The following is a 15,719-nucleotide window of genomic DNA, read 5'->3' as shown; positions in this document are numbered from 1 at the left end:
ACAGGATGCGACCTACCCTCCGGCCGGAGGGGCTCAGGAGGCGGTTCGCGCGCGGCTCTCGGTGCGGACCGCCCCGGTGACCGCCCAGGCGCCGCTGCGCAGGCGCAGCAGCAGGCCGATCAGCCGGATCACGACGAACAGCAACAGACCCGCCCAGATGCCGCCGAGGCCGAGGGCGAAGGCGTGGGAGAGCCAGATCGCGGGAAGGAATCCGCCGAGGGCGCCGACCATGGTCAGATTTCGCAGATAGCGGATGTCACCGGCACCGATCAGGACGCCGTCGAGGGCGAACACCACCCCGGCCAGCGGCAGCATGACGACGAACCAGGGCCAGGCCACCAACGCCTGCTCGTGTACGCCCGGGTCGGAGCTGAACCAGGTCGGCACCACGCCCGCACCGGCTGCGGCCAGCACGGCGAACGCCACCCCGCAGACCGCACCGAACCGACCGATCCGTTTGGCGAGCGTGCTTGCCGCCACCGCGTCGCCGGCTCCGAGCGCGGCGCCGACCAGCGCCTGCGCGGCGATCGCCAGCGCGTCGAGCACCAGCGCCGCGAAGAACCAGAGTTGTACCGCGATCTGGTGGGCACCGACCGCGGCGGCGCCGAACCGGGCGGCGACCGCCGTCGCGGACAGGAAGCTGGCCTGGAACGCCAGGCCCCGGATCAACAGGTCGCGGCTGAGTACGAGTTGCTGGCCGATGACCCGCGGACGGGGTCGCAGGGCCACCCGCTCGGACACCAGTGCCGCGGCGAAGAGCACTCCGGAGAGGGTCTGGGCGATCACGTTCGCCACCGCGGAGCCGTTGAGGCCCATGCCCACGGGGTAGACCAGCACCGGGCAGAGCACTGCGGAGAGCAGGTTGGGCCCGACCACGAACCACAGCGGCCGTCGGGTGTCCTGTACGCCGCGCAGCCAGCCGTTGCCGGCTGCGGCGAGCAGCAGCCCGGGTGCGCCGAACGCGGCGATCCGCAGCCATTCGCCGGCGGCCCGGCCCACGTCACCACCGCCGGCCAGGGCACCGGTCAGCGCCGGGCCACCCACCTGCATGCCGACGGCGACCAGTACACCCAGGGCCAGGGCCAGCCAGGACGCCTGGACACCCTCGGCCACCGCGGCGGCCCGGTCGCCGGCACCGAAGCGGCGAGCCGCCCGCCCGGTCGTGCCGTACGCGACGACGGTGCCCACCCAGGCGGTGAGGGTCATCACGGTGCCGCCGACGGCGACCGCCGCCAACGGGACCTGGCCGAGGTGTCCGACGACAGCGGTGTCCACCAGGACGTAGAGCGGCTCGGCGGCGAGGACCACGAGGGCCGGCAGGGCGAGCGCGGCGATCCGGCGCAGCGAGGCGACCTGGTCGACGGCGGGCGTGGAATGGCTCATCGCCGCCGATACTGGCACGCGATGTGTAAGGAGACAAGACCGAGGCGCTGCTTACCTTCGGCGGGTCGTGTCACACCGTCGGGCGAGCAGCGGAGGGTCGGATGGAGCAGGAGAACTGCCGGACGGTGACGCCGTACGCACGGGGGCGGCTCGGCGTCACCGCCGGTCGCGTACCGTCACTGACGGGTGTCCATGGAGGTCTGCAGGGCTCGGCGGGCCTGCTCGCGGGCCTCGTCGGTGGTCTCGGGCTTGGGCTTGGCGGCCATGGTGGAACCCCTTCCAGGGCGCGCGTCGCCGAACACGGCGGCGCGTCACGGGCGGTGTCGCTGACGGCGCCCGGCCACGGGCTCCGGGGTCGCCGGAGCGGGTGGTTGGACGACCTTACGGCCCGGGTCGGTCGACCCTGGAGGAAAGCGGTGCAGGGTATGGCTCCGCCATCCTGACCTGCGCCATAGTGGCGTCGGCCGATACCCAAGTTATCGTTCAGGTCCACATGTTGTCCGGTGTTCCCGGCATCTGGACAGGTCCGCCCCCGTCACCGAGCCAGGAAATGCCACCCCACCCACCACCAGAAACCGAACAGCCCGATCCGCCCGACCGGGACCGGGCCCACCTCGTAACGCATCACGTAGGCGCATACCTCACCGAGGGTCGGAATCCGTGAACCCTCCCGGCGGGCCAGCCACTCCACCAGCCCGAACAGCGCCAACCCGACCAGAAATCCACCGATCGCCACTGCCCGCATCATCGCCGCACCAGCCCCCAGAACGCCGACAGCCACACCAGCCAGCCGGCCGACCGCACCAGCCGATCCTCCAGCAGCGGGTCCGCCAGCAACGAGAAGGTGGGGAAATCCTCGCCCGCGGCCGAGAAGAATGTCGCACCTTCGAAGACGCCGAACACCAGCACCGGCAGCGTCCACCAGACCGCACCCGAACTCAGCCGCCGCGGCGCCGGCCGGCGCGGCACCCGGTTCGACAGACCGAGCCAGATCAGCACACCGCCGGTACCGAAGACATAGAGGTTGGCCTCCGTCGAGAAGGACGGGAAACGACCGCCGACCAGAGAGAGAGCGACGAGCACAGGCACGCTGACGACCGGGCGTTCCCAGGTACGAGGGGCGTCGAGGGTGAGGTCGTGGGGCTGCTCCATCATCCGATTCTCCCGATCCTGTCCAGGTACGGAAATGTCGACACCCCCGGAAGCGACCCTGATATCACCCCTGCCGGTCGACGCCTTCCCGTACCGCAGGCACGTTCAGTTCCGTCCGGATCCGCTCGATGACCTCGTCGACGGTCCCCCGGGCGGAGAAGCCTGCGGCGAGGCGATGCCCACCACCGCCCAGCGCGACGGCCACCCGACTGACGTCAACCGCGCCCTTGCTGCGCAGCGACACCGCCCACTCGGCCGGCCCGGTCTGCTTGACCACACAGCTCACGTCGGCCTCCGCGGTGCACCGCACCGGGTCGATGAGGGCCTCCAGCACGTACGGTCGCTGCTCGTGCCGCGCCAGGTCGTCAAGCGTCGCGTAGGTCCACACCAGGCCGGTCCCACCGGCGGCGGCGGGTTCCAGCCGGGCCCTACCGAGCACCTCTCCGAAGAGTCGCACCGCACCGAACGGACGGTTGTCGAAGATCCGCCGGGAGATCTCGCCGGGCCGGATGCCGGTGGCCAACAGCCGGGCCGCCATCTCGTGCACCGACGCGGTGGTCGCGTCGAACCGGAACGAGCCGGTGTCCGTGCTCAGCGCGACGTACAGGCACTCGGCGATGCCCGCATCGAGCGGTACGCCGAGCCGAGCCAGCAACTCCTCCGCGACCACCGACGTCGCCGCGGCACCCGGATCGACCAGATTGACGTCACCGAAGCCGGGGTTGGACGCGTGATGGTCGAGCACCAGGGCGGTGCCGGTCCCGGTCAACCGGCCGGCCAGCTCACCGAGGCGCGACGTGCTCGCCGCGTCGAAACAGATGACCAGATCCGGCTCCGGCTCCGCCTCCGTCGCCGGCACCAGCAACTCCATGCCGGGCAGCCCGCGCAACGGCTCGGGAATCTCCGGCGGGCCGGGAAAGGTCGCCTGCAACCGCCCCACGCCGAGCCGGCGCAGGCCGAGCCCGAAGCCGAGCATGCTGCCCAGCGCGTCACCGTCCGGGTTGACGTGGCAGATCAGCAGCACCCGGGCGTCCGGTGGCAACCGGCGCACCGCCGCCACTGCCGCCGCCCAGTCCGCCTCGGTCGGCCCCGCCGATCCGGCTAGTGCGCCCACCGATCCGGCTTGTGCGCCCGCCAGCCGGTCCGGGACCGCACCGGAGGAACCCGGCTGCTCCGGGACCGCACCGCCGACACCGACCCGCGCCGCCCCCGGCGGCGTGTCAGTCGGCCCCACCTCGGTCGTGGCACCGCCGGACGGGGCGGTCACCGCCGGTCCCCGCCCCGGTCCCCGTCGGAGTCGCCAGCGTCGGCCTCGTCGCCGTCCTCGGCCTCGTCGATGTCCTCTTCCTCGGCCTCCAGGCGGTACGGCTGGGCGTCACCGGCGTACGCGGCCCGGGCCGCGAGGCGCTGCACCTCGGCGTCGGCGTTACGGGCCGCCGCGAGCAGATCGTCGATGTGCTTGACCTGATCCTGCACGTCGTCGAGAACGAAGGTCAGGGTCGGCGAGTGCCGCAGGCCGAGCGCCTTGCCGACCGTGCTGCGCAGCATGCCCTTGGCGCTGTCCAGCGCGGCGGCGGTGCCCGCCTGGGCCGCCGCGTCACCGAGCACGGTGTAGAAGACCGTGGCGTCGCGAAGGTCGGCGGTGATCCGGGCATCGGTGATCGTGATCATGCCCAGCCGCGGGTCCTTGATCTGGCTCCGCACCACCGACGCGACCAGTTCACGCACCCGTTCCGCGTGCCGGCGTACCTTGGCCGGATCCGTCATCTCGCCACCTCCACGGCGTACCGCTACCGACCGGACCGGATGACGCCGAACGTCACCGGGCCCGGACCGGCCCTGACAACTCGAACCCTACCCGCGCCGCACCCGCCCCCGCGCGGGGCGGCCGATGCCCCGGTCAGTCCTCCTCGCCGTGCAGCCGGCGACGCACCGACAGCAGTTCGATCTCCGGCCGACCGGCCACCATTCGCTCACAGGAGTCGAGCACCTCGCGGGCGTGCGCCGCCTCGGCAGCCACGACCGCCACACCTATCTCCGCTCGCCCGTGCAGGTCGAGCGCGCCCACCTCAGCGGCCGAGACCTCGAAGCGGCGCAGCGCCGCCACGATCGGCCGTACGTAGGATCTCTTGGCCTTCAGCGACCGGGAGTCACCCGGCAGCAGCAGGTCGAATACTGCGGTTGCGGTGTACATCGTCTGCGGACACTACCCGCACCCCACCCCACATGATCAAGGGGTTTACGCCTTTCGGCGTAAACCCCTTGATCAGTGCGTCACCGCAGGATCAGGCGCGAACCTTCTCCCGCATCTCGAAGGTTTCGATCACGTCGCCGACCTGGACGTTGTTGTAACCACCCAGGGTCAGACCACACTCGAAGCCCTCGCGGACCTCCGTCGCGTCGTCCTTGAAGCGCTTGAGCGAGCTGATCGTGAGGTTGTCCGCCACGACCGTGCCGTCGCGCAGCAGGCGCGCCTTCGCGTTGCGCCGGATGACACCCGACCGGACGATGCAACCGGAGATGTTGCCGATCTTGGACGAGCGGAACACGTCGCGGATCTCCGCGGTGCCGAGCTCGACCTCCTCGTACTCCGGCTTGAGCAGGCCCTTGAGCGCCGCCTCGATCTCCTCGATGGCCTGGTAGATGACGGTGTAGTACCGGATCTCCACGCCCTCGCGGTCGGCCATCTCGCGGACCTTGTTCGAGGCCCGCACGTTGAAGCCGATGATCGTGACCGGCTCGGACGAGGCGCTGGCGAGCATGACGTTGCTCTCCGTGATCGCGCCGACGCCCCGGTCGAGGACCTTGAGCTGGACCTCCTCGGGAATGTCGAGGTTGAACAGCGCGTCCTCCAGGGCCTCCACCGAACCGGAGACGTCACCCTTGAGGATGAGGTTGAGCGACGTCTTCTCGCCCTCCTTGAGCTGCTCCATGAGCGTCTCAAGGGTGGCCCGGCCACGGGAGTTGGCGAAGGCCGCCGCCCGCCGCCGCGCCTGGCGCTGCTCGGCGATCTGCCGCACCGTACGGTCGTCCGCCGCGGCCAGGAAGGTGTCGCCCGCGCCCGGCACCGCGGTCAGACCGAGAACCATGACCGGACGTGCCGGACCAGCCTCGGTGACCTGGTTGCCGTTCTCGTCGAGCATCGCCCGGACCCGGCCGTGCGCCCCACCGGCGACGATCGAGTCGCCCGCCCGCAGGGTGCCCTTCTGCACCAGCACCGTCGCCACCGCACCGCGGCCCTTGTCCAGGTGCGCCTCGATGGCCACACCCTGCGCCGGCCCGTCGATCGGAGCGGTCAGCTCCAGCGACGCGTCGGCGGTCAGCAGCACCGCTTCGAGGAGGTCCTCGATGCCGATGCCGGGCTTCGCGGCCACGTTGACGAACATGGTCTCGCCGCCGTACTCCTCGGCGACCAGGCCGTACTCGGTCAGCTGCTGGCGGACCTTGTCCGGGTTCGCCTCCGGCTTGTCGACCTTGTTGACCGCGACCACGATCGGCACGTCCGCCGCCTTGGCGTGGTTGAGCGCCTCGATGGTCTGCGGCATCACGCCGTCGTCGGCCGCCACCACCAGGATCACGATGTCCGTGACCTGGGCACCACGGGCACGCATGGCGGTGAACGCCTCGTGACCCGGGGTGTCGATGAAGGTGACCGCCCGGTCCTCGCCCTCGTGCGGGACGTGGACCTGGTAGGCGCCGATGTGCTGGGTGATGCCACCGGCCTCGCCGGCCACCACGTTCGCCTTACGGATCGCGTCGAGCAGCTTGGTCTTACCGTGGTCGACGTGACCCATGACGGTCACCACCGGCGCACGGCTGACCAGGCGGTCCTCCGCGACCTCGGCGTCGAGGTCGATGTTGAACTGCGCGAGCAGCTCGCGGTCCTCGTCCTCCGGGCTGACGATCTGCACGTTGAAGCCAAGGTGCTCACCCAGCAGCAGCAGGGTGTCGTCGGAGCACGACTGGGTCGCGGTGACCATCTCGCCCAGGTTGAACATCTCCTGGACCAGCGAACCCGGGTTCGCGTTGATCTTGTCGGCGAAGTCCGACAGCGAGGCGCCCCGGGAGAGCCGGACCGTCTGCCCCTGACCCCGGGGAGCACCCGAGCTCATGGTCGGAGCCGACAGGTTGTCGAACTCCTGTCTGCGCTGCTTCTTGGACTTGCGACCACGGGTCGGCTTGCCACCCGGACGCCCGAAGGCACCGGCGGCACCGCCGCCACGGCCACGACCGCCACCACCCGGACGGCCACCGCCGCCAGCCGGCGCGCCTGGCCGGAAACCGCCGCCAGCACCGGCGCCACCGCCGGGGCCGCCACGGTAGCCACCGCCACCGGCACCGCCACCGGGGCCGCCACGGTAGCCACCGCCACCGCCGCCACCACCGGGACGACCTGCACCGCCGCCACCACCGGGACGACCGGCGCCAGGACCACCCGGACGACCGGGACGCTGGCTCGGCATCGACGCCGGGCTGGGCCGCGGCGGCATGGACGCCGGGCTGGGCCGCGGCGGCATGGACGCCGGGCTCGGACGGGGCCCACCGGCACCGGCGGCCGGCGGACGCTGCTGCTGGCTGCCCTGGATGCCGAACGGGTTGTTACCGGCGCCCCGCGCCGGCGGACGGCCCTGCCGGCCACCAGGGCCGGGGGTCGGACCACCAGGGCGGCCCGCGGCCGGGGAACCCGGACGGGGCGGCATGTTGCCGGGGCCCGGACGGGGACCCGGACCCGGACGAGCGGTCCCTTCCGCCGGGGGCTCCCGGCGGACGTTGTCACGCTGCTGCTGACGGGCGGCCTGCGCGGCCTTGACCGCAGCCTCCTGCTCAGCCTTCAGCGCAGCCGCACGCGCCTCGGCGGCGGCCACCTCGATGTCGTGAGCGCTCGCCGGCTTGGCGACCGGGGCCGCCGGCGGCGGCGGACCGGGCACCGGGGCCTTCGGCTTGGGCCCGGGAGCCGCCGGACGCCGAGGCGGCGTCGGCTTGGCGGTGATCCGGGGCTCGCCGGGGGTCGGCGACGGGGTCGGTGCCGCTGGAGCCGGCGCGGCCGACGGCGCAGCCGCCGGAGCACCAGCTCCGCTGGAGGCGACGAAGGCGCTACGCAGCCGCCGGGCGACTGGCGCCTCGACGGTGCTCGATGCGGACTTCACGAACTCGCCCATTTCCTTCAACTTGGCGAGAACGGTCTTGCTTTCGACCCCGAGCTCCTTTGCAAGCTCGTGTACGCGGGCCTTACCTGCCACTGCACTCCTCACTCCGAGGTCGTGCGGGCAGCACCCGCAGCGACCTCACTCGTGCACTTGAAGCCTGGTCATTTCTGGGACTTCATCGTGTGCTCATGCTGGTCGTCCTACCTTGCTAGCGAACCTCGCCCGACCGGGTGGCCGGACGTGGTGGTTGACGCGTCAGGTACTCCGCGAGGGCTCCGTCATCGGGAACCCCGGCGAGGCGCAGCGCACGCCCGAAGGCGCGGCGCCGCACTGCCTGCGCGAAGCAGGCCGGATCCGGGTGCATGTTCGCTCCCCGACCCGGCAGTCTGCGGGCCGGATCGGGTCGGAGACCGTAGCCGGCCTCGTCGTCGATCGCGACGATCCGCAATAACTCACTGGCCGGCGCACGCTGTCGGCAGCCCACACAGGTGCGCTCCGGCTGCGCGCGTCGTACCACTGGTGGAAGTCTACCCCTAGCTGCCCGAGACCGCGCCGCCCGGTTCCCGGACCTGATCTACTCCGGGCCGACCGGCAGCGCCAGCCTGCTCGGCGTCGGACCGAATGTCGATCCGCCATCCGGTCAACCGGGCAGCAAGCCGGGCGTTCTGCCCTTCCCGCCCGATCGCGAGCGACAACTGGAAATCCGGGACGGTCACCCGCGCCGCCCGGTTCGCCAGGTCGACCACCTCGACCCGCAGGGCCTTGGCCGGAGAGAGCGCATTACCGACGAAGGTGGCCGGATCGTCCGACCAGTCGATGATGTCGATCTTTTCGCCGTGCAACTCGCTCATCACGGCCCGGACCCGCTGACCCATCGGGCCGATGCAGGCGCCCTTGGCGTTGACACCGGGTGTGGTGGAGCGCACCGCGATCTTCGTACGATGACCCGCCTCGCGGGCGATCGCGCCGATCTCGACGGTGCCGTCGGCGATCTCCGGCACCTCCAGCGCGAAGAGCTTCTTGACCAGGTTCGGATGCGTACGCGACAGGGTGATCTGCGGGCCGCGCATGCCCTTGGACACGTGCACCACCACGCACCGGATCCGCTCACCGTGGGCGTACCGCTCCCCGGGGACCTGCTCCGACTGCGGCAGGACACCTTCCAGCTTGCCCAGGTCGACGGTGACGATGCCCTTCTCGGACCGCGCCTCGTGCGCCTGCACGACGCCGGTCACCAGGTCGCCGTCGCGGCCCACGTACTCGCCGAAGTGCACCTCGTCGGTGGCCTCCCGCAACCGCTGGAGGATCACCTGCTTGGCGGTCATGGCGGCGATCCGACCGAAGTCGTGCGGAGTGTCGTCCCACTCCCGGAGCACACCGCCCTCCGGGTCCATCTCCTGGGCGTAGACCAGGGCCGCGCCGCTCTTGCGGTCGATCTCCACCCGGGCGTGCGACTGGGCACCCTCGGTGTGCCGGTACGCGGTAAGCAACGCGGTCTCGATCGCCGCGAGGATCGTGTCGAACGGGATCTCCCGCTCGCGCTCGAGTGCGCGCAGCGCCGCGAGGTCGATGTTCACCTCTCCTCGTCCTCCACATCGTCATCGTCATCGTCGTCGACGTCTTCTGGTTCGGGTAGTTCGTCGAGGCGGCTGAACTCGACCTGCACCCGGCCCGGGCCGAGATCGGCGTACGGCCACTGGGCGCGCTCGCCGTCGACCTCCAGCGCCACGGACTCGTCGTCCGCGGCGACCACGCGACCGGTCACCTGCCGGTCGCCCGCCGGTCGGGCACCGGACTCCCCCGCGCCCCGGACGGTCACCCGGACCAGCCGGCCGACGTTGCGTCGCCAGTGCCGGGGCAGGGTCAACGGACGGTCCACGCCCGGTGAGCTCACCTCAAGCTGATATTCCCCGGCGACTATGTCGCCGCCGCTCTCCTCGGCCGCGTCCAGCGCCGCCGAGACCGCCCGGGAGACATCCGCCACCGCGTCCAGGTTGATGCCGCCGTCGGCGTCCACGATCACCCGGACCACGTGTCGACGGCCGGCCCGGGACACGGACAGGTCCTCCAGGTCGTAACCGGCCTCGTCGACCACCGGCGCGATCACCGCGCGTAGCCGCTCCCGACGGGCGGCGAGGTCACCCCGGGGAACCTGGCCGCCACGCGGGGCCGGGCCGCCACGCGGTCGCCCCGCCGTTCTGGTGGCACGGCCACGCTGCGTCATCTGTCCGACCCTTCCACTGCTCGCCGACTGCCATGCCGGCACGCCACCGGTGCGGACGCGCCGGTGGCTGCGCAGAGCGTAACGCGCCCGCCTCCGGACGGCCCGGGCGGCGCACCGACGCCACCGCCGTACACGGGCCGTGGTGATGGTGTTGACTTGTCCGGTGGCGATGGGCAGAACGACTCGGCGGGACGGATCCTCCCCGCTCTCCCGACGCGCGGTGCTGCGGGCCGGCGCGTTGCTGGCGCTCGGCGGGGCCGCCGCACCGCTGACCGGATGTAGCTTGCTCGACCGCGAGGAGCCGCCCCGGCCGGACCCGCTCGCTCCGCTGATCGACGAGTCGCTGCGCCTCGCGGCGGGACTGCGCGCCGCCGCCGACGCCCATCCCGACCTGGCCGCCCGCCTCGTCGCACTGGCCGAGACACATGAGGCGCACGCCACAGAACTCGCCCGGGTTACCGGCACGGCCCTTCCGTCGGAGTCGCCGTCCGGATCGACCGCCCCACCGCCACCGGAGCAGCCGGCGAGCCGGGCCGCCACCCTGTCCGCGCTGCGCAAGGCCGAACGCGTCGGGCGGGACTCGGCCACCGCGGCCTGCGCCGCCGCACCCGGTGACCGGGTCGCGCTGCTCGGCTCGATCGCCGCCGCGCGGGCCACCCACCTGGAGGCGCTCAAGTGATGACCGCACCGACCGGCACCGAGGACCCGCTCGCCGCCGCACTCACCGCCGAATACGCCGCGATCTGGGCGTACGGCCCGATCGGGGTACGCCTCGCTGACGCCGAACGCAAGGCCGCCGTCGAGGCGGAGGACGCCCACCGCAGCCGGCGCGACGCTCTGATCCTGCAGTTGAGTACCGGTGGCGCCGCCGTCCCGCCGGACCGGCCCGGCTACGCGCTGCCCTTCCCGGTCACCGACCGGGCCAGCGCGCTGCGGCTCGCGGTCGAGGTCGAGGAGCGCACCGCGGCGTTCTGGCGCGCCGTGCTGCCGGCCAGCACGGGTGCCGAGCGGGACCGGGCACTGAGCGCTCTGATCGAGTACGCGATACGGGCGACCCGCTGGCGACGGGCGGCCGGAATCGCCCCGCTGACCGTCGCGTTTCCCGGCCGTCCCGGCTGAGTAGGCAGGCCCGGCGAGCCGCCCAGCGGTTGCGATCTGACATACCAGGTATGCATACTCCGCAGCATGTCCATCCGCCACGGTCTGCTCGCCCTGCTCGAACGCGGCCAGATGTACGGCTACCAACTGCGCGCCGCGTTCGAGGAGTCGACCGGCTCGACCTGGCCGCTGAACATCGGGCAGGTCTACACCACGCTGTCCCGGCTGGAACGTGACGGGCTGGTCCGGTCCCTGCCGGAGAGCGAGGCCGGGCAGCGGCCGTACGAGATCACCGACGCCGGGCGGGCGGACCTGGCGCTGTGGTTCGCCACGCCGATCAGCCGCACCGACCGCCCTCGCGACGAGTTGGCGATCAAGCTGGCGCTGGCGTTGACCACACCAGGGGTCGACGTGCGCACGGTGGTGCAGAACCAACGCACCGCCACCATGCGTACATTGCAGGAGTTGACCCGGTTGAAATACACCAGCGACCGGCCGGAGGATCTGCCCTGGCGGTTGGTGCTGGACGCAATGATGTTCCAGGCCGAGGCAGAGGTGCGCTGGCTCGACCACTGCGAGACGAGTCTGGTGCGACACCGCCCCCCGGTTTCCGGCCCGACGCCCACCTCCGAGGCGGTGGGCATCAGGGATGAGGAGGCGCGACGGTGAGTTCGGGCAACGAACCGACACCTGCCCTGTCCGACCGCAGCGGTCAGCCGGGCGCGGGGCACTGGGGCAGTGCCCCGACCCCGACGGCGACCGACGCCGTGCTGGAGCTGCGTGACGTACACCGCACCCACGGCAACGGACCCGCCGCCGTCCACGCCCTGCGCGGAGTGAGCCTGGTCGTACGCCCCGGCGAACTGGTCGCCGTGATGGGTCCCTCCGGCTCCGGCAAGTCGACCCTGCTCACCCTGGCCGGTGGCCTGGACAGCCCGACCTCCGGTGAGGTGCACGTCGAAGGCCAGCCACTGCACGCCCTGGACCGCAGCGGCCTGGCCCGGTTACGGCGACGCCGGATCGGCTACATCTTCCAGAACCTGAACCTCATCGGCAGCCTGACCGCGGTGGAGAACGTCGCGCTGCCCCTGGAACTCGACGGGACGGGTGTGCGCCGGGCCCGCCGGCTCGCGCTGGACGCGCTGACCGAGGTGGGCATGTCGGAGCTGGGCGACCGGGTTCCGGACCAGCTCTCCGGCGGCCAGCAGCAGCGGGTGGCGATCGCCCGGGCGCTGGTCGGCGAGCGCCGCCTCGTGCTGGCCGACGAGCCGACCGGAGCGCTGGACTCGCACACCGGGGAGGCCGTCCTGCGGCTGCTGCGCCGCCGGGTCGACGCGGGTGCCGCCGGTGTGCTGGTCACCCACGAGGCCCGACACGCCGGCTGGGCGGACCGGGTGGTGTTCCTGCGCGACGGCCTGGCCGTCGACTCGACCGCACCGCTGGTCGGCATCGAATCCCTGCTCTCCGGCAGCGGCCGGTGAGCGAGCAGGGACGCCCGGGGATCGGTAAGGCACGGACGGCCGAGTTCATCGGGTCGTGGCGCGCCGCGCTGCGCATCGCCCGCCGGGAGGCGAGGCGAGCGCGCGGCCGTACCGCGCTGGTGCTGAGCATGATCATCCTGCCGGTGCTGGCACTCACCTTCGTCGCGGTCAGCGTGGACATGTCGCGGCTGACCGCCGACGAGCGACTCGACCGCCAACTGGCAGCGGCGGACGCCGAGCTGCGGTCGGTCTCCCGCGCCAGCCCGATCACCCAGAGCGGCAACGGCGACCACTGGAACGTGACGGTCGAGAACGACGACGAGACCACCGAGGTTCCGCGCCCGCGCAGTACGCAGGAGATCGCCGCCCTCCTTCCCGAAGGCAGCCACGTCCTGCCGGTGGTGCGCTGGCTGCCGATCACCACCTGGGATGACGACCAGGACCGCATGCACGAGCTGACCGCGTCCGTGGTCGACCTGACCGATCCGCTCGGGCGCGGACTGGCGCACATCCACGCCGGCCGGGCACCAGTCGGTGCCGACGAGATCGCGGTGAACCCGGCCGCCCGGCGCAAGCTCGGCGTGGCCCTCGGTGACCAGGTCAACGCCAGCAACGGCAGGAAGAGCTGGACGGTCGTCGGAGTGATCGAGGCTCCCGATCAGCTGAGCCCGGCGGCGATCCTGCACCCCGCCGGAGTGCCGGCGGGCGCGATGGAAATCGACTCGGTCTTCCTGGTCGACCTGCCCGGACCGCTCACCACCGAACTGTTCCGCCACCTCAACGACCACGGCGTGGTGGTCACCACCCGGACCCCCGCGCCACCGACGGAGTACGACGCCGCGTGGCGCGGCGGGATCGGGGCGCGGGAGGAAGTCAGCCTCGGGGTGCTGATCGGCGGACTCGGTCTGCTCGAGGTGGTGCTGCTGGTCGGCCCGGCCTTCGCCGTCGGGGTACGGCGTCGACGCCGGGAACTCGCGCTGGTCGCGGTGGCCGGTGGCGACGCCGCCCACCTGCGCCGGGTGGTACTCGCCGACGGTGTGGTCCTGGGCACCGTCGGTGCCCTGATCGGAATCGCGCTCGGCATCGGCCTGGCCGTGGCCGGTCGACCGTTGATGGAGGAGTTCGTCTTCCAGCACCGCTTCGGCGGGTACCGGTTCTGGCCCACCGCCCTCGTCGTGATCGGGCTGGTCGCGGTGCTCGCCGGGGTGTTGGCGGCCCTGACACCGGCCTGGATGGCCGCGCGACAGGACGTGGTAGCCGGGCTCGCCAATCGGCGTACGCCTCCGGTGCACTCGCGGCGCTGGCTGGTCGTCGGCCTGCTGCTGGCCGCCGGTGGGGCCGCGGTGGCCGCGCTCGGTGCGGTGGTGTCCTCGGATTCGGTCACCCTCGCCGGGCTGCTCGTCGGTGAACTCGGGCTGGTCTTCGCCACCCCGACGCTCGTCGGTCTGGTGTCCCGGGCCGGCCGGTTCCTGCCACTCGTACCGCGGATGGCACTGCGCGACGCCAGCCGTAACCGGTCCTCGGCCGCGCCCGCCATCTCCGCGGTGATGGCCGCGGTCGCCGGCAGCGTCGCGGTCGGTCTGCTGCTGGTCAGTGAGCAGGCGCGCGACGAGGAGCGGTTCCGACCGTCGTTACCGGACCGCAGCGTGCTGGTATGGGTCGAGGGCGCGCCCGGCGAGCATGCGCCCCCCACGCTCGCCGAGATCACCGAACCGGCTCGGGAGCATCTCAAGGCCCGGAACATCGCCCCGCTGATGTCGACCGACTGTCTGCTGGAGTCCGACTGTCTGGTCACCGCGACGTTGCCGCCGGAGCGGGCCTGCCCGTGGCGAAGTGACCAGACACTCAGCGAAGCCGAGCAGCTGCGGGCCCGGGCCGACACCCGCTGCCAGGGACGACCCGACGACTACTTCGGTCTCACCTTCCGGGTGGTCGTCGACGACGGGTCGGCGCTGCCGATCCTCACCGGCGCCGGGCCGGATCAGGTCGCCGCCGCCACCGCCGTGCTGCGGGCCGGCGGTGCGGTGCTGACCGACCCCCGCTACGTGGTGGACGGTCGAGTGGAGCTTCAGGTGCTCCGCCACCTCGACGAGGATCGGCAGGAGAAGGTGCGGACCCTGGAGGTGCCCGGCCACGCGCTGCACCACGATCTCGACTCGAAGTGGCTGCTGCTGTCCCAGGCCGCAGCCGACCGGCTGGGGCTCGTCACCAGACACACCGGCTGGGCGATCGACAGCGATTCCGTAGCCGATCAGGAGCAGCAGATACGGTTCAACACCGCGATCCGCTCGCTCGGACCGCTCGGGGTGCAGATCTCGGATTCCCATTACCGCGGCGGCACGCTGGGCGGGTTGCTCCTGCTGGCCGGGGTCTCCGCGGTGGTGACGGTGGGTGCCACGGCCAGCGCCACCGGCCTGGCCGCGGCCGAGGGTCGCGCCGACCTGTCCACCCTCGCCGCGGTCGGCGCCAGTCCGGGCGTACGTCGACTGCTCTCCCTGTGCCAGGCCGGTGTGATCGCCGTGCTCGGCTCGGCGCTGGGCATCGTCGCCGGCCTCGGCGCAGCGATGATCATCTTGCTCTCCACCAACCAGCGGTACGTGGACACCTGGCCGATCGAGCCGCCGTACCCGGTGATCGTGCCCTGGATCACCCTGGGCGTACTCATCGCGGTGCCGCTGGTGGCGATGGTCGGGGCGGCGTTGTTCACCCGCTCCCGGCTACCGGTGGAACGACGGATGGACTGAGCCGGGACACTAGGAGAATGTCCACTCTGGGTTCCCTCACCCGCCGACTCGGACGACACCGCTGGTTCGGTGCCGCCATGCGCCTGCTCGTCCCCGCCGACCGGCTCGTCGGGCGACTCACCCGCGGCCGGGTGGTGGCGCTCGGGCTCGTACCGTCCCTGGTCATCACCACGACCGGTCGCCGCTCCGGCAAACCCCGCAGCAACCCCCTGCTGTACGTACCCGACGGCACCTCGTACGTCGTGATCGGCTCCAACTGGGGGCAGACCCACCAGCCGGCCTGGTCACTCAACCTGCTGGCCAACCCCGAAGCCGAGGTCGACGTCGGGGGGCGACGCATCCCCGTACGCGCCGAGTTGGCCACCGGCCCCGAACGCGACCGACTGTGGCAACTGCTGCTCGACGAGTGGCCCGCCTACCAGGCCTACGTCGAACGATCCGGCGGCCGCCAGATCCGCATCTTCCGCCTAACCCCCACCACCACCCCCTA

At 72.0% G+C, this 15,719-nt stretch carries 16 protein-coding genes; 6 read left to right on the top strand and 10 right to left on the bottom strand.

Annotation, left to right across the window (positions count from 1 at the left end; translation table 11 throughout):
* Positions 1 to 33: 33 nt before the first annotated feature.
* The 10 genes from C1A38_RS24725 to rimP form a co-directional block, all read right to left on the bottom strand.
* Positions 34 to 1,383: an MATE family efflux transporter gene (locus C1A38_RS24725; RefSeq protein ID WP_102660115.1), complete on the bottom strand. Its 1,350-nt coding sequence runs from the start codon at positions 1,381 to 1,383 to the stop codon at positions 34 to 36.
* A gap of 535 nt (positions 1,384 to 1,918) precedes the next feature.
* Positions 1,919 to 2,128, bottom strand: a complete 210-nt coding sequence (locus tag C1A38_RS24720; protein ID WP_199180319.1) for a DUF6186 family protein — start codon at positions 2,126 to 2,128, stop codon at positions 1,919 to 1,921.
* On the bottom strand, positions 2,128 to 2,535 hold the full coding sequence (locus C1A38_RS24715; RefSeq protein WP_102660129.1) for a hypothetical protein: 408 nt from the start codon (positions 2,533 to 2,535) through the stop codon (positions 2,128 to 2,130). The genes C1A38_RS24720 and C1A38_RS24715 overlap by 1 nt, the downstream gene beginning before the upstream one ends.
* Before the next feature lie 64 nt (positions 2,536 to 2,599).
* Positions 2,600 to 3,649, bottom strand: a complete 1,050-nt coding sequence (locus C1A38_RS24710; protein ID WP_102660128.1) for a DHH family phosphoesterase — start codon at positions 3,647 to 3,649, stop codon at positions 2,600 to 2,602.
* A gap of 149 nt (positions 3,650 to 3,798) precedes the next feature.
* Positions 3,799 to 4,302 (bottom strand): 30S ribosome-binding factor RbfA, encoded by a 504-nt coding sequence (gene rbfA, locus C1A38_RS24705; protein ID WP_102660113.1) that lies wholly within the window; start codon positions 4,300 to 4,302, stop codon positions 3,799 to 3,801.
* 133 nt (positions 4,303 to 4,435) lie between these two features.
* On the bottom strand, positions 4,436 to 4,729 hold the full coding sequence (locus C1A38_RS24700) for a DUF503 domain-containing protein (protein ID WP_013732175.1): 294 nt from the start codon (positions 4,727 to 4,729) through the stop codon (positions 4,436 to 4,438).
* A gap of 91 nt (positions 4,730 to 4,820) precedes the next feature.
* On the bottom strand, positions 4,821 to 7,775 hold the full coding sequence (gene infB, locus C1A38_RS24695; RefSeq protein WP_102660112.1) for a translation initiation factor IF-2: 2,955 nt from the start codon (positions 7,773 to 7,775) through the stop codon (positions 4,821 to 4,823).
* Between the two features lie 115 nt (positions 7,776 to 7,890).
* On the bottom strand, positions 7,891 to 8,166 hold the full coding sequence (locus tag C1A38_RS24690) for a YlxR family protein (protein WP_233196999.1): 276 nt from the start codon (positions 8,164 to 8,166) through the stop codon (positions 7,891 to 7,893).
* 49 nt (positions 8,167 to 8,215) lie between these two features.
* On the bottom strand, positions 8,216 to 9,259 hold the full coding sequence (gene nusA, locus C1A38_RS24685) for a transcription termination factor NusA (protein WP_102660110.1): 1,044 nt from the start codon (positions 9,257 to 9,259) through the stop codon (positions 8,216 to 8,218).
* Positions 9,256 to 9,906: a ribosome maturation factor RimP gene (rimP, locus tag C1A38_RS24680; protein WP_102660109.1), complete on the bottom strand. Its 651-nt coding sequence runs from the start codon at positions 9,904 to 9,906 to the stop codon at positions 9,256 to 9,258. Before rimP ends, nusA begins: the two co-directional genes overlap by 4 nt.
* 220 nt (positions 9,907 to 10,126) lie before the next feature.
* Between rimP and C1A38_RS24675 the strand changes: the two genes are divergently transcribed.
* From C1A38_RS24675 to C1A38_RS24650, 6 genes are all read left to right on the top strand, one after another.
* Complete coding sequence (locus C1A38_RS24675; RefSeq protein WP_102660108.1) at positions 10,127 to 10,585, top strand: hypothetical protein; 459 nt, start codon at positions 10,127 to 10,129, stop codon at positions 10,583 to 10,585.
* Positions 10,585 to 11,025, top strand: coding sequence for a ferritin-like domain-containing protein (locus C1A38_RS24670; protein WP_102660127.1), 441 nt, complete (start codon positions 10,585 to 10,587; stop codon positions 11,023 to 11,025). The genes C1A38_RS24675 and C1A38_RS24670 overlap by 1 nt, the downstream gene beginning before the upstream one ends.
* Positions 11,026 to 11,091: 66 nt before the next feature.
* On the top strand, positions 11,092 to 11,673 hold the full coding sequence (locus C1A38_RS24665) for a PadR family transcriptional regulator (RefSeq protein ID WP_102660107.1): 582 nt from the start codon (positions 11,092 to 11,094) through the stop codon (positions 11,671 to 11,673).
* Positions 11,674 to 11,771: 98 nt separating this feature from the next.
* Positions 11,772 to 12,485 (top strand): ABC transporter ATP-binding protein, encoded by a 714-nt coding sequence (locus C1A38_RS24660; RefSeq protein ID WP_102660126.1) that lies wholly within the window; start codon positions 11,772 to 11,774, stop codon positions 12,483 to 12,485.
* Positions 12,482 to 15,229, top strand: coding sequence for an ABC transporter permease (locus C1A38_RS24655; protein ID WP_233196998.1), 2,748 nt, complete (start codon positions 12,482 to 12,484; stop codon positions 15,227 to 15,229). The genes C1A38_RS24660 and C1A38_RS24655 overlap by 4 nt, the downstream gene beginning before the upstream one ends.
* 17 nt (positions 15,230 to 15,246) lie before the next feature.
* On the top strand, positions 15,247 to 15,719 hold a 473-nt coding region (locus C1A38_RS24650), incomplete at its 3' end, for a nitroreductase family deazaflavin-dependent oxidoreductase (protein WP_102660106.1).

It is taken from the genome of Verrucosispora sp. ts21, assembly GCF_002879555.1.
GTDB lineage: Bacteria > Actinomycetota > Actinomycetes > Mycobacteriales > Micromonosporaceae > Micromonospora > Micromonospora gifhornensis.
Note: the sequence above shows the minus strand (reverse complement) of the source record. Positions and strands in the feature narration are given on the sequence as shown.

What these genes read in the sequence shown, in the direction of transcription:
- C1A38_RS24725 (WP_102660115.1), bottom strand. Translation starts at nt 1,383, where the DNA reads ATGAGCCATTCCACGCCCGCCGTCGACCAGGTCGCCTCGCTGCGCCGG.
- C1A38_RS24720 (WP_199180319.1), bottom strand. Translation starts at nt 2,128, where the DNA reads ATGCGGGCAGTGGCGATCGGTGGATTTCTGGTCGGGTTGGCGCTGTTC.
- C1A38_RS24715 (WP_102660129.1), bottom strand. Translation starts at nt 2,535, where the DNA reads ATGGAGCAGCCCCACGACCTCACCCTCGACGCCCCTCGTACCTGGGAA.
- rbfA (WP_102660113.1), bottom strand. Translation starts at nt 4,302, where the DNA reads ATGACGGATCCGGCCAAGGTACGCCGGCACGCGGAACGGGTGCGTGAA.
- C1A38_RS24700 (WP_013732175.1), bottom strand. Translation starts at nt 4,729, where the DNA reads ATGTACACCGCAACCGCAGTATTCGACCTGCTGCTGCCGGGTGACTCC.
- rimP (WP_102660109.1), bottom strand. Translation starts at nt 9,906, where the DNA reads ATGACGCAGCGTGGCCGTGCCACCAGAACGGCGGGGCGACCGCGTGGC.
- C1A38_RS24670 (WP_102660127.1), top strand. Translation starts at nt 10,585, where the DNA reads ATGACCGCACCGACCGGCACCGAGGACCCGCTCGCCGCCGCACTCACC.
- C1A38_RS24665 (WP_102660107.1), top strand. Translation starts at nt 11,092, where the DNA reads ATGTCCATCCGCCACGGTCTGCTCGCCCTGCTCGAACGCGGCCAGATG.